Here is a 12,473-nt window from a genome sequence, read left to right as displayed (position 1 = left end):
AGCGAAAAACGGAAAAACGGGGACGGCCCATTTACGGATAATTCTTGAGCATCGCCTGCCTCCCAAGCGCGAACTAAACGTGGCATGTCCTGACTTTTCCTGACCTATGGCGAACTGCTGGGGGGTTACAACTACGATTGCCAGAATGTCAGACAAACCCCATATTCATCGAGAAGATCGTCAGCAACTTCAAACTGAAACACCTTCTCTGGAAAGCAGTCTGATAACGCGCGCTTCCAATATCCAGTGAGCTGCTCGGCAAACAAGTGGCAAAGACGATAGTCTTCTTCCGACAGACCAACCTTAAACACGGGTCGATCCGGCGCATCTTCCCACTTTGAAAAGAACTGATTTATTGAAAAAATATTTCTGTATCGTTCAACGTCTCTACGCAATGCACTTTGCTCCAACACACCACTGTCGGTCTCGACCAGCCCCTTCAGCGGAAACTTTTGTGGGTCGTATTGCTCAGCGTTGGGCAACCAGAAAACGTGGCCGTCAAGTTCAATAAAATCAGGAGAAAGCAAACCTAGAACAGAAATCGTTTGCTCCAGTGAAACCAGATTTCCTACATACGAAAAAAACTCCCCGGAACCAATATCCGATACAAACAGGTTCAATGACTCTTTAGAAATATTACCTTTATAAATTTTCATCACTTCAACCCTAAGCTATCCAGAACCGACTGAGGAACACTTCCCTCAAAGGCTTTTGTGTCATTTCCCTTTTTTGGGAAATAGGTTCCATTCGGTAGATAAAACGGGGACAGACCACGTTTTCAAAGTGCTTTTCAAACGTGGTCTGTCCCCATTTATTTGCCATTTATTTCCAGCCCAGCCCTTTTATACCTTCAAATGAGCTTCAGAATTTTCAGGTCATGTCGAAATGACTCTAATTCATCGGCAGGCACTCCGGTCAAAATATTATCAATTCCATTTTTTGTCTATTTGCTCCTCAAGCAATTTGCGCGTGCGGGAACACCAATCCTGATGCCATCCACCAGATAGAACCAACAAAATGACCCGCCACATGAAGTTCTCTACTGGGCGTTCAAAAACGTTTTCAAATTGATAATCGACATATCCCATTATCTGCTCATGAGGCCACCCCTTCGTCACCGCATGATCACGGCACCCCTCGTAATAGCACTCCAGCGCCCATGATTTAAGGATTTCGTACGTAACGCGCTCTTCGTGCAACATCTCAGATTCCTTTTTTCTTGGTTGGACGAATTACACCACCATTATCGAAAACATTTACAGTAATGTTTGGATATTTAGCCTTAAATAGATCAATAAAGGGGACAAGGGGACAGACCACGTTTTCAGAGCGCTTTCTAAACGTGGTCTGTCCCCATTTTTCTTCCGCGGATCAAGTACTACCAGGAATTGGGGGTGGATGAGTTCAGTTTCTGGTGTGATAACAGCTTGCCGCATGAGGAGAAGAAGAAATCGTTGGAGCTGTTTATCAAGCATGTGGTGCCGGAGTTTCGGTAAACACTTTGCTGGCTCGGCCCGGTAAATGAAAACGCCCCGATAGAGTTCGGGGCGTTTTAGTTTTTCGTGGGCTCATCGTCCCAGAAATTTCCGGCGGGTGCGTATTGTCCATCTCGGAAAACAGCGCACCAACCAAAGCTTCGGTAGAACATTTCAAGATCAATGATCTGGTAAAGGCCTTCGCTAATTTTGCTTAAGGTAATCAGACTATTGGCATAGTGGGTGTATTGACCACCCGCCCCGGCGACCGCGCGTCGCTCCAACTCGTCACGACTCCAGCCAGATACGATCCCGGATGATTCAGGAACTGTATCCGAGAAGGAAATTTCGAACTGCGTTGAAACCTTGCAAAGGCAGGGAATCCGTTGCTGTCTGAGCAAGTCATCAGAGATGAGGTTGTCAGGGAAATGAATGTGTAACTTCAAATGGCTCAGGCTCCTATGAAGCTACGCTGACCTCGAAAACGGTGAAAACCGGGGTCAGCCGGCTGATTCTAAATATTCGCTAAACATGGTCTACCCACATTTATTTCATACCACTGTACGGATCAGCGATATTATCACCCAGCTCGGTAATTGCCTCTTTGATCTCTATAGCCACTTCTGAGGAAAGCTCACTGACATTTTGGCTTGATATAAAGTCGAACAGTCCAACCAACCCAAGATGTGCCGCAACGACGATCGATCCTTCAGCAAAATCGAAATCAAACCCATCCCACTCAGCGATCAAGACTTTTTCAATTTGAGTCTTTAGTGGCTCGCATAACAGTTCATAGGTGTGCCACTGACGATCACTGAGCTCTAACAAAGCTTCTAAAAAATCATGCTTCGACTGTCCAGAGAAAGACTTTTCTGTCAGCAGCTCATGGAACTCGTTTGCCATATCTTCTGCAGGCATCAAGTCAGGAAGCGATTGATAATAAAAAAATTTTCATTATTTATCTACACGCAATAAGTAAAAAGGGGGACAGACCACGTTTTCGAAGTGCTTTCCAAACATGGCCTGTCCCTTTTTACCGTTTCAAAGCACTTTTTATGTGTCTTTCCCATTTAATTTTTAGTGAAGTCGTCGCAACGTATCCAATCGGTGAGCTCTAATGGTAGCTTGCAAATAGAAGACTGCATCAACTTCGGGAGATCCACTAACTTTAGCGCCGATTTTGGTTTAGCAATTAATTTATAACCACCCTGCTCGGAAGCGTCATGACTGAATAACCCTCTGCCGGCCATTTCAACAAAAGTTTTTAAATAGCGCACACGCTGAGCTTCATCGGCAAACTCAAGCAAATTGGCTTCTACTACCTCAACGCCCACGCCCTCTGGACTTGAATAGAAGTAATCATAAATTTCTTCATATCTGGAAATTGACTGCAGGACATCGTCGGGCACAACTCCATGTCCACCTGTAGCGAAATGAGCGATGACCCCACCTCGACATGAGGCAAACCAATCAAGATCATTGATTTCCAGAAATTCGCCGTGCATTTCCATTATTCGACTCCGGAAATATTAGTGCAGTTATCACACCTAGGAACTACCTGCCCGTCCTTGGGCGGATCTAGGGAGTGAGTTTTAGAGAAAACGGGGACAGACCACGTTTTTTGAATAAATTGCAAAGCCATGGTCCGCCCCCTTGTCTAAACGTGGTCTATCCCCATTTATCCCCAAAGTTATTTCCCCCAATCCACTTCGAAATCTTCTAGCTGCGCCTCGAGCCCTGCCTCAGCTCCGAACCAATAGTCAAATCCTAGATTATTTGCTTTTTTGATATAGAGATAATAACCACCGGTCTCACCTGCGCGATCATCATCAACGATGACACTCCAGCCACAGTACTCGCCTGCAGTGATTGTCCCCTTTCGAATTTCCGACATTTTCTTACTCCACGCATGGAACATGGTTGTTGGCTATGTATTTACCTGTCAGCGGATCTTTAACGCCAAAATGTACATGAGGGACACCGGGAGCATGACTGCCGGATAACGAACCGGGATCAATTCGGAACTCTCTCACCCCTTCCGCGCTATGGAACACTCCAGATCCAGGTTTACCAATTTCAGTGTACTGTCCTCCAAGATATTTTTGCCCAGCCAGCAATGCCTCGTCTGCGGTAAGGGTCATAGAACTCGTGAAATTCTTTTTACCAGAAAGAGATAAAACGGGGACAGACCACGTTTTCAGAGGGCATTCTAAACCTGGTCTGACCCAATTATCCGTCAGCAACGGGCGCATGGAAGTCGGTCTGGCCCGTGGCGCCTATCAGGTTGAATTCGATCGCATGGCCGGCGGCATGCCTGCCTCCAGCGGTGGCCAGGCACTGCGCGAAATGGTCCCGGTGGTCCGCGCCCTGTGGCAAGGCGACTACGCCCACGACGGTGAGATCTGGAAATTCCCCACCTCCACCAGCGTGCCGAAACCGATTCAGCAGCCAAACCCGCCAATGTGGATCGCCGCCCGCGACCCGGATTCGCACAACTTCGCTGTGGCCAACGGCTGCAACGTGATGGTCACGCCGCTGATGAAGGGCGACGAAGAAGTCCTCGACCTGAAGAACAAATTCCAGACTGCGCTGGACAACAACCCCGACATGCCACGCCCGCAATTGATGGTGCTGCGCCATACCCACGTGCACACCGCTGATGACCCGGACGGTTGGAAAGTCGGCGCGAAAGCCATCTCGCGCTTCTATCGCACCTTCGATGCCTGGTTCGGCAACAAGCAAACCCCGGTCAATGGCTTCCTCGCACCGAGCCCGGAGGAGAAGTTTGCCGGACGTCCTGAGTTTGAGCTGGAGAGTTTGCACAAAACGGCGATGATCGGTACGCCGGAAGAGATCATTCCGCGGATCAAGTACTACCAGGAACTGGGGGTGGATGAGTTCAGTTTCTGGAGTGACAACAGCTTGCCGCATGAGGAGAAGAAGAAGTCGTTGGAGCTGTTTATCAAGCATGTGGTGCCGGCGTTTCGGTAAACACTTTGCCGGCTCGGCCTGATAAATGAAAACGCCCCGATAGAGTTCGGGGCGTTTTAGTTTTGCGTTGGCTCATCGTCCCAGAAATTTCCGGCGGGTGCGTATTGTCCATCTCGAAATACAGTGCACCAACCAAAGCTTCGATAGAACATTTCAAGATCAATGATCTGGTAAAGGCCTTCGCTAATTTTACTTAAGGTAATCAGACTGTTCGCATAGTGGGTGTATTGACCACCCGCCCCGGCGATCGCCCGTCGCTCCAGCTCCTCACGATTCCAGCCCGATACGATCCCGGATGATTCGGGGACTGTATCCGAGAAGGAAATCTCGAACTGCGTTGAGACCTTGCAAAGGCAGGGAATCCGTTGCTGCCTGAGCAAGTCATCAGAGATGAGGTTGTCAGGGAAATGAATGTTCAATTTCAAATGGCTCAGACTCCGATGAGGCTACGTTGACCTCGAAACGGTGGACAACGGGTTAGCTGACGTTTTCAAATGTTCGCTAAACGTAGTCTCCACCCATCTATTTCATACCACTATACGGATCAGCGATATTACTACCCAGCTCAGCAATTGCCTCTTTGATCTCGATAGCCACTTCTGACGAAAGCTCACTGTCATTCTGGCTTGATATAAAGTCAAACAGTCCAGCCAATCCAAGGTGTGCCGCAACGACGATCGCCCCCTCAGCAAAACCGAAATCAAACCCATCCCACTCACTGATCAAGACCTTTTCAATTTGAGTCTTTAGGGGCTCGGACAACTGTTCATAGGTGTGCCACTGACGATCGCTGAGTTCTAAGAGAGCCCCTAAACAATCATGCTTCGACTTTCCAGAGAAAGACTTTTCTGTCAGCAGTTCATGGAGCTCGTTTGCCACATCTTCTACAGGCATAAAGTCAGGAAGCGATTGATAATAGCAAAAAGTCTTCATCATTTATGATCTACACGCAATAAAGGGTAACGGGACACAGCGCGTTTTCGGAATATTCCTAAAAGTGGTCTACCCCACTTATCCGCCTCCAATGCAACAATTTCCTTATGGCGTTCCCATGAGGTTTTTATATTTCTCATAAACCGTGCTTTGAGAAATCTCTCAGGGACAGACCACGTTTTCGGAGTGCTTCTGAACATGCTCTGCCCCCATTCGAAGTTCCCCATTATTCCAGACTGAAAAAACCTCGGAACACTCAGCACTAACTACTGAGGCCGCATTAGCAATAACCGTTTCTAACAACGGCAACACCACATTCTGCTTGACGTTCTCAAATACGATTTCTAATAGCCCAGCCATGGTGCCCTCCTTCAATCAACGAACCCTTTGAATGTGCCGTCCATATTCAATCTTACGCCTCGACCATCCGCCAGCCTTTTTCAAGGAAGGTATGGCCTTTATCCGTCGTGTCAGGCACAAAGTTTCCGGGGGCACGGGTAATTTCACGTAAATGCATCATTGCCTGCTCGTTCCACGTTTTCATTGAACCTGTGACTTTCCCCCATATATCCGGGTTCCTGCCAGCATGTTTGGACAGGGCATGACCCACCACAGTAGTCCCTTTGTAAGCATCCTGAGCAGATGTCAACGCAGTTTTTAGCTGAGCAAATGTAGCCAGCTCCTTGCCCATATTCTTCGAAAAAATAAATCAGTCCCACATTCCTTCTTGCTACCAATGCCTGGTCCAGCCCAACTCCTGACTTTGTTATCCACCATTTACCTCTGCATCAAGACAGATTGTGCGGGGCAAGAAAAAATACGCAGTCAACCAGCAAGTCGTCATGGCGACAGCAAAAAGCACGATCAGCCCAAGGCATAATCGGAGTAACTGGCCCCCTGATGGGAAAACGGGGACAGACCATGTTTTCAAAGTGCTTTCTAAATATGGTCTGTCCCCATTCATCTTTTCTTATTCCTTCACATGAAGCTTCGTAACAAACTCAACAATCATCTGACAATCAGATTCATTTTTAGCGAACCGCTCAAGAACAGGAACCAGATAATAACAAAGCAGTTCAATTCTTGATGATTCTGTAGGTAGATGCTCCAAAATGCAGGCAACTAAAACCTGCAGCGGCATTATAGAAGCGAAGACTTCATATCCTCTCCCCCCAGAAAATGGCAACTTACAAAAATAATATCTTGCCAACCGCTTTTGGTCAGAACGTTTCCAGGTGCGATGGGGTATGAGTAACAGTGCCTCCCCCCACTCCATAGCGTCAACTGGGTAAGTTGAAATCATCCAGTCGGTAGCCAGCTCAGAACTCATCTTCCCAAGCTGCACACACAGCGCCTTTAATCTCTTGTCCATAACGCTATTATCTAGGGTTGAAAAGTTCTTCAGGCAAACCCGCATTTCCACTCAAAAAAGCTGGGGTAAAAAGAGGACAGACCACGTTTTCGGAATGTTTTCTAAACGTGGTCTGTCCCCATTTATCCCGCTCTTTTTGAGCTCAATTGGGCAGCTGTTAAGTAAACACCGTTCAGATCCGACTTTTTATACAACTAATAGCGAATCCATTTCCCTGTAGGTATCAATTCCGGGCTATTAGGATCAACCAAATAGAGCCATTCCGGATCATGCCCTAATGTACCTACCAAAACACCTAACGCATTTGGGTTCGCTGGTGTATCCGCGTAGTGCACTATTCCAATATAGCTTCCTATACCGTAGGAACTTTGCAATTGAAAACGCAAAGAGCCATCAGCATTGTAAATCGCCGCATTATTAGGACAGTCAAAAAACCAAGGAAATCCAGGCGTACTAAATTTTGAAGGTTTCTCATTAAAAACCACCAAAAACCCTCTTCTGTCTTCAAGGATATAGGGCGTCTCACCGATTTGAAGGCGTATTTCAACGCCATTTTCAAGAACCAGATATTGTTCTAAACGTACGACTGGGTGCTCTTGCGCATATAGCATATTTTTTTTTGTGTCTTCGAAGCTGGTAGAGGTTCCGTTCCAGCTGACAAACGACTCGAAGAGCGCTCCATCATCGCACTCCCACCTCGTTCTAATTTCGCTGATCAACTGATTCACTGCAATGTCCTCACCGACTTCATATTAACTTCATAAAGCTCTTGGATTAGTTCGGGGAGTCTTATCCATAAAATTAGCCTGATGACCACATCCCGGCAACCGAATCCCATTTTTTGCGTCCCACATATCACCCACGTTCACCTCACGAAGCCCCACACCAGGTTTAATGGGAGTATTCCGGCAGAACAGCGGACCTACAATATCAAGAGGAGTCATGCGGCTCACAAAAAAGGGGCGAATTCATCGAATTGAATTCGCCCCTTTTTTGCAGTGGTCATGAGTCAAAAACTAACCCTGAACCGGGCTTTTTCGATTCCTGCGCATTTGCTTGAGATTGAAGCGCAGTTTGCGCATCCCGTGAGCAATACGCGGAAACAGCAATGTCCAGCGAGGATGCACCACCACTCCGCACTCACGGCTGTCCTGTCGAGTCATCGAAGTAATCTGCTGCGGCAACGGCACACCGTACTTGATGCACTTGGTGATCAGTGCATCAACATTGCGTTCCATGAAATTCAGCGCAACATCCCTTCCAGCATTGAATGACCCAACGTGTTTCTTCAACGCTGCCAGGGTGTCGCGGTACGCGGCATAACTGCCCATTACGTACTCGACATCTTTATGGCTCTGCGTAAGCGAACCGCTTCTGACCCGTTGAAAGTAAAAATCCGCCGAGGTGGCAAAAGTAGCGTGACTGTGCAGATAAATGTTCATGCTGAACACATGATCCTCATGAGCTCGCCCTTCCAACCGAACCGCGAAACGCTCGCACACCGAGCGCTTGAAAATGTACTGCCACGTTGCAGCGTGATACTTGCCGGACAAGATCAGATCCTCGAGCAAGTCACGTCCGGCGTCGAACCAACCATTGCGGCTGGCCGCGGTGTTACGCCGCAACAGCTGCTTCTCGCCGTTGAATTCGGTGTACGAACGCTTGGAGAAATAAAACAACTCAAGCGCGGCATTGGACTGCACCTGCTCCACCAACGTCGAAAATATCTCTGGGCTGACCACATCGTCCGGGTCGCAAAAGAACACATACTCCCCGCTCGCCAATGCCAAACCATTGCGCCGTGCAGCACCAACGCCCTGATTATCCTGGGTGACGACTTTGACTTCCGCACGATGGCCGAACCCTGACGCGATGACGTCAAGCGTGCCGTCGGTCGAGCCATCGTTGATCAAGATGATTTCGTGCAGCGGCACGGGTTGATTAATCAGCGAATCAAGGGTTTCGGCGATGTAGGATTCAACGTTGTACGTGGGGATGATGACGGAAATTTTCGGGACAGACACGTTGTTGAACACCTGTGACGACGGCGTAGGCCGATAAACGGGAATTTGTGAGGCAAGGTTGACGTGCACAGGGTGAAGGAAGGCACGTTTTCAACGCACTGAGGCAGCGATGCCAATATGATGGCACATGATAATGGCCAATGGTTAAGGCGTCAAAGGGAGACGACCGCAGTAACGAACTGACACAACTCATCAGTGATGTCAGGTGGCGAGAATGAATCGAGGGCAGTGCTTGAGCGAGCGCTCTGTTAAAAAATCGGATGACCTGCATGGGTTCGGTTTCTTGTATTTGTGTGGTGCAAACCAAGTTGCCGATTCATGCAGATCTCTTCAACATTCCAACTTCTTGATTTTCTTTAAGAGAAATTGGGGATTCCTCAGGGTCTGTCCCCATTTATCTACGACCAAAGCGAGCAGCGAGGGACGGGAGGTTTTGCAGTAAACAGATAAAACAACACCGGCGCATGACCGGTGTAGGATGAGGATATCTATCAAATATGAGCAGAAATTCGTTTATATAAAAACTCATAAAAATCTGAAGCGTAATTAACATTCTCGCCAGACGGAAGCCGAAGACTCACGGGGCACTCACCATCTTTAAACTTCGAATAGTCAAAGAAAAAGACTTCCCCCATATCAGTTTCGCTAATCACAAGCTTTTTGCCATCTACCAGATTATTTTTTATGCCCACAATATGCTGATAGACAATATCCCCCCCATTGACACCCTCAAAGTCCACACCATAGATACTGTAAATTTCTTCAGTACCAATCTCGCCACCCGCATACGTCTTTAAAAACCACCTGTACGACCCTGGCAGTTCAAGCCCTAGCCGCTGCTCGGCCTTCTCAATCCAGTCATCACCCACGCAATCGGCCTGACTACCAAAGCACACGATATCAGGATGCAGTGATACTAAATCCTCAATTTGATGCGTCGTAACTTGGCTCATTCTCAATTCCTAAAATCTGCAGATCGTTGCTGCCAGTACTGCACCTTCCACTTATCAAAAGCTGCCCTATCAATACCAGAGGAAGTAAAGGGGACAGACCATGTTTTCAGAGTGCTTTCTAAACGTGGTCTGTCCCCATTTATTCTTGGCTTGCTAATTATCATGGACGCACCGACTTCAGTTGTTCTGCATCGGTTGACGGCAAACCATTTCTTTTTAATTGATCTGCTGCCAAATAAGGTAAAAAGGGGACAAACCACGCTTTCAGAGTGCTTTCTAAACGTGGTCTGTCCCCATTTATTCTCCAGGGTAGAAAACTACAACCCTCTCTACTTTTAACTACACCATATATCCGGCCATCCTCATTTGCGCAAGTATTGCCTCATCAAGTTGTTGGCCAGAAATACCTCTAATCGATTTAGCACTCTTCCATTTCCATATTACAGGAAGGATTTTGCTATTCAAACGATCAAGCTCTTCCAAAAAAACATTTGCTAAAACATACTTATCCAACTCAGGATCAGCCTCCAACATCAAGTTCAGTACAGTGCTCGGCATTTTCCCTTCCAGCAACTGGGCTAACAAATTGTTATTTTTTAAAGGTGACATAATTGATGCCTCCAATGGTTTCAATTTTCTCAACCTTTCCGTATCCGTACTTTTGGGCTATTCGGCCTGTCCATGTATTCAAAGCAGCATTTTCTTTTGACATTCCATTGGCAATATTCTCGAGATATCGAGCAGTGTTAACGCTGTCAGTGCCCGCCTCCCAAACCCCACGGATTTGATTGACCTTAATGCCTTCATTGACGAGGCGTTGCATTGCGTTGGCGAACATATCAGTGCCTGATGCATCGTAGTAGGGATGATTCTGTGCAGCACGAATTTCAAATCCCAGCACTCCCGCTTTATCCACATTCACGACCAACCTTGCTACGCCATCAGGATCGCCATACTTGAGTAAAAAGGGGACAGACCACGTTTTCAGAGTGCTTTCTAAACGTGGTCTGTCCCCATTTATTCTCCAAATCATGAGCGACCTGAAGCATCATGCTCAATACGGCGCTTGGTGAATTCCCGCTCAGTATTTGCGCTAACAAATATCTATTTTCCGAAAGCGACATAGATAACTTCGTCTTTTTTAAGCTTTCTCGATCATCGAATAAAAAGGGAATAAAAATGGGACATATTTATTTAATCGTAGAAAAAAAGCCCTCATAGATTTAAATAAATCTACCACCTTTTCTCTGCGGCCCCGCCCATTAATCCCCTTGTTCTGTCGGCTAATTGGGTGTTCGATTTTCAAAATTAGCTTCTAATAAAAACCCTGAACAAACCTGAACTTCCAATAGTCACCACACCTAACCCAATATCGCTCTACATCTGGTATCAAGAAATTGAAATCTGAGCACTTGGAAAACCAATCAGGATATGCAAGATCTTCATGGGATCGGCCAAAGTCCATGTGCAGGTATATTTTTCTATCAAAATTCACATAAAACATCGGTAATCGAGATGCCAATCGCCCAGCAAAACTGAACTCATCTACATTCAGCTCTACTCCTGACAAATAATAATTCTCAATTCTACTCAATAGTTTTCCAGCATTACAATCACCATCCATGTCAAAGACCCCTTCAAAATCCTCTCTAACAAGTACCCCCTCACCTACGCAACTTAAATATTGAAGAAAATTTTCCGACTTCAGCTTTAAAAGCCCGCCTCTAAATTCCTTGCACGCTTGCGCATATTGTTCCTGTGTTATATGACCTTTATTCAAGTATCCAAGATAGTCCTTCTCCGCATCTAGAGAAAAATTATATTTATGGTCCAAAACCCAATAGCACTTTGCTTTATGGACAAAAAAGCAAATACTTTTTCCCCCGCTCCACAAGTCTTCAAATATTGCTTTGTTAAAAATCAATGCCCAAACTCCTTTAAAAAGGCCTCTTGAGAGTAGACACGTGCATTGCTCGAGTTTTTTTCAAGCAGTGACTCCCATATTTGGGGGAGCTCCAGAGCAGTACCTGGCTTACTTGGATCTACAATTTTTGGCGCTGTCGGATCTCGTGGTGTAAAACGGGGACAGACCACGTTTTCAAAGTGCTTTTCAAACGTGGTCTGTCCCCATTTATTCTCCGGAGTACTTTTTAAACGTGGTCTGTCCCCATTTATTCTTGCGACCTCTTCAGCTAAGAGCTGAGAGTTGAGTCTGCCTTGATTGACAGCGCTCTCAGCCCCGGAGCTACCTTTTGCACCACCCGCAAAATAGGAGGCAAATCACAAGGCCCGGTGTTGTGTACCCAAGTCTTGAGTTCGCCAACGTAGAACGTATGCCCCACATCGACCGTCAGATTGTATGTTTTGCCCTCGGGCAGGTACAGCTCAAGCGATTCGACTTCGGATGTAGGAAAAAAGAGGACAGATCACATTTTCGGAGTGTTTTCTAAATGTGGCCTGTCCCCTTTTATATCCCAGTTTCTGGTGTGACAACAGCTTGCCGCATGAGGAGGAGAAGAAATCGTTGGAGCTGTTTATCAAGCATGTGGTGCCGGCGTTTTGCTGAGAACCGCGTAATTGAACAGCAATAAAAAGGAGCGAATTCATCGATATGAATTCGCCCCTTTTTTCACTTGTCAGCAAGTGAACGCTACCCCAGAACGGCGGCTTTTCGACTCCGGCGCGATTGCTTCAGATTGAAGCGTAGCTTACGCACCCCATGAAC

At 46.8% G+C, this 12,473-nt stretch carries 18 protein-coding genes and 3 pseudogenes; 2 read left to right on the top strand and 19 right to left on the bottom strand.

Annotated features, from left to right (window positions below; translation table 11 throughout):
• Positions 1 to 131: 131 nt before the first annotated feature.
• Together CLU80_RS25690 and CLU80_RS25685 are read right to left on the bottom strand one after the other, a co-directional pair.
• On the bottom strand, positions 132 to 656 hold the full coding sequence (locus CLU80_RS25690) for a hypothetical protein (RefSeq protein WP_099758763.1): 525 nt from the start codon (positions 654 to 656) through the stop codon (positions 132 to 134).
• A 270-nt stretch (positions 657 to 926) separates the two neighbouring features.
• Positions 927 to 1,202 (bottom strand): hypothetical protein, encoded by a 276-nt coding sequence (locus CLU80_RS25685; protein WP_099758762.1) that lies wholly within the window; start codon positions 1,200 to 1,202, stop codon positions 927 to 929.
• A 159-nt stretch (positions 1,203 to 1,361) separates the two neighbouring features.
• Here CLU80_RS25685 and CLU80_RS25680 point away from each other — a divergent pair.
• Positions 1,362 to 1,496: pseudogene (locus tag CLU80_RS25680) on the top strand (LLM class flavin-dependent oxidoreductase); the annotation flags it as partial.
• A 56-nt stretch (positions 1,497 to 1,552) separates the two neighbouring features.
• Here CLU80_RS25680 and CLU80_RS25675 read toward each other — a convergent pair.
• The 5 genes from CLU80_RS25675 to CLU80_RS25655 all read right to left on the bottom strand — a co-directional run bounded on the left by CLU80_RS25675 (position 1,553) and on the right by CLU80_RS25655 (position 3,727).
• Positions 1,553 to 1,921 (bottom strand): hypothetical protein, encoded by a 369-nt coding sequence (locus tag CLU80_RS25675; RefSeq protein WP_099758761.1) that lies wholly within the window; start codon positions 1,919 to 1,921, stop codon positions 1,553 to 1,555.
• Between the two features lie 100 nt (positions 1,922 to 2,021).
• Positions 2,022 to 2,393 (bottom strand): hypothetical protein, encoded by a 372-nt coding sequence (locus tag CLU80_RS25670; RefSeq protein ID WP_099758760.1) that lies wholly within the window; start codon positions 2,391 to 2,393, stop codon positions 2,022 to 2,024.
• Between the two features lie 152 nt (positions 2,394 to 2,545).
• Positions 2,546 to 2,986: a hypothetical protein gene (locus tag CLU80_RS25665; RefSeq protein WP_099758759.1), complete on the bottom strand. Its 441-nt coding sequence runs from the start codon at positions 2,984 to 2,986 to the stop codon at positions 2,546 to 2,548.
• Between the two features lie 179 nt (positions 2,987 to 3,165).
• Positions 3,166 to 3,369: a hypothetical protein gene (locus CLU80_RS25660; protein WP_099758758.1), complete on the bottom strand. Its 204-nt coding sequence runs from the start codon at positions 3,367 to 3,369 to the stop codon at positions 3,166 to 3,168.
• A gap of 4 nt (positions 3,370 to 3,373) precedes the next feature.
• Entirely contained in the window at positions 3,374 to 3,727 is a 354-nt protein-coding gene (locus tag CLU80_RS25655; protein ID WP_286079834.1) for a hypothetical protein, read from the bottom strand.
• Between CLU80_RS25655 and CLU80_RS25650 the strand changes: the two are divergent.
• A pseudogene (locus CLU80_RS25650) lies at positions 3,711 to 4,466 on the top strand (LLM class flavin-dependent oxidoreductase); the annotation flags it as partial. The gene CLU80_RS25655 and the pseudogene CLU80_RS25650 sit on opposite strands and share 17 nt — an antisense overlap.
• 56 nt (positions 4,467 to 4,522) lie before the next feature.
• On the opposite strand, the gene CLU80_RS25645 reads toward CLU80_RS25650, so the two are convergent.
• The 12 genes and pseudogenes from CLU80_RS25645 to CLU80_RS30540 form a co-directional block, all read right to left on the bottom strand.
• A complete protein-coding gene (locus CLU80_RS25645) occupies positions 4,523 to 4,891 on the bottom strand; it encodes a hypothetical protein (RefSeq protein ID WP_099758757.1) in 369 nt (122 codons plus the stop codon).
• Between the two features lie 97 nt (positions 4,892 to 4,988).
• On the bottom strand, positions 4,989 to 5,402 hold the full coding sequence (locus CLU80_RS25640) for a hypothetical protein (protein ID WP_099758756.1): 414 nt from the start codon (positions 5,400 to 5,402) through the stop codon (positions 4,989 to 4,991).
• Positions 5,403 to 5,561: 159 nt separating this feature from the next.
• Positions 5,562 to 5,759, bottom strand: a complete 198-nt coding sequence (locus tag CLU80_RS25635) for a hypothetical protein (RefSeq protein ID WP_099758755.1) — start codon at positions 5,757 to 5,759, stop codon at positions 5,562 to 5,564.
• Positions 5,760 to 5,770: 11 nt separating this feature from the next.
• A pseudogene (locus tag CLU80_RS30405) lies at positions 5,771 to 6,090 on the bottom strand (tRNase toxin domain-containing protein).
• Positions 6,091 to 6,369: 279 nt separating this feature from the next.
• Positions 6,370 to 6,771 carry a hypothetical protein gene (locus CLU80_RS25630; protein ID WP_099759413.1) on the bottom strand — a complete coding sequence of 134 codons (402 nt, stop codon included), beginning with the start codon at positions 6,769 to 6,771 and terminating at the stop codon, positions 6,370 to 6,372.
• A 194-nt stretch (positions 6,772 to 6,965) separates the two neighbouring features.
• Positions 6,966 to 7,499, bottom strand: coding sequence for a hypothetical protein (locus CLU80_RS30400; protein WP_286079777.1), 534 nt, complete (start codon positions 7,497 to 7,499; stop codon positions 6,966 to 6,968).
• A gap of 288 nt (positions 7,500 to 7,787) precedes the next feature.
• On the bottom strand, positions 7,788 to 8,795 hold the full coding sequence (locus CLU80_RS25625) for a glycosyltransferase family 2 protein (RefSeq protein WP_286079776.1): 1,008 nt from the start codon (positions 8,793 to 8,795) through the stop codon (positions 7,788 to 7,790).
• A 491-nt stretch (positions 8,796 to 9,286) separates the two neighbouring features.
• A complete protein-coding gene (locus CLU80_RS25615; RefSeq protein WP_099758753.1) occupies positions 9,287 to 9,748 on the bottom strand; it encodes an SMI1/KNR4 family protein in 462 nt (153 codons plus the stop codon).
• A gap of 339 nt (positions 9,749 to 10,087) precedes the next feature.
• Entirely contained in the window at positions 10,088 to 10,357 is a 270-nt protein-coding gene (locus CLU80_RS25610) for a hypothetical protein (RefSeq protein ID WP_099758752.1), read from the bottom strand.
• A complete protein-coding gene (locus CLU80_RS25605; RefSeq protein WP_286079775.1) occupies positions 10,338 to 10,670 on the bottom strand; it encodes a hypothetical protein in 333 nt (110 codons plus the stop codon). Before CLU80_RS25605 ends, CLU80_RS25610 begins: the two co-directional genes overlap by 20 nt.
• Before the next feature lie 393 nt (positions 10,671 to 11,063).
• Positions 11,064 to 11,672: a hypothetical protein gene (locus CLU80_RS25600; protein WP_099758751.1), complete on the bottom strand. Its 609-nt coding sequence runs from the start codon at positions 11,670 to 11,672 to the stop codon at positions 11,064 to 11,066.
• Between the two features lie 268 nt (positions 11,673 to 11,940).
• Positions 11,941 to 12,126 carry a hypothetical protein gene (locus tag CLU80_RS30540; protein WP_353617013.1) on the bottom strand — a complete coding sequence of 62 codons (186 nt, stop codon included), beginning with the start codon at positions 12,124 to 12,126 and terminating at the stop codon, positions 11,941 to 11,943.
• Positions 12,127 to 12,473 lie beyond the last annotated feature (347 nt).

It is taken from the genome of Pseudomonas sp. 29 (genome assembly GCF_002754355.1).
Classification (GTDB): domain Bacteria; phylum Pseudomonadota; class Gammaproteobacteria; order Pseudomonadales; family Pseudomonadaceae; genus Aquipseudomonas; species Aquipseudomonas neuropathica.
Note: the sequence above shows the minus strand (reverse complement) of the source record. Positions and strands in the feature narration are given on the sequence as shown.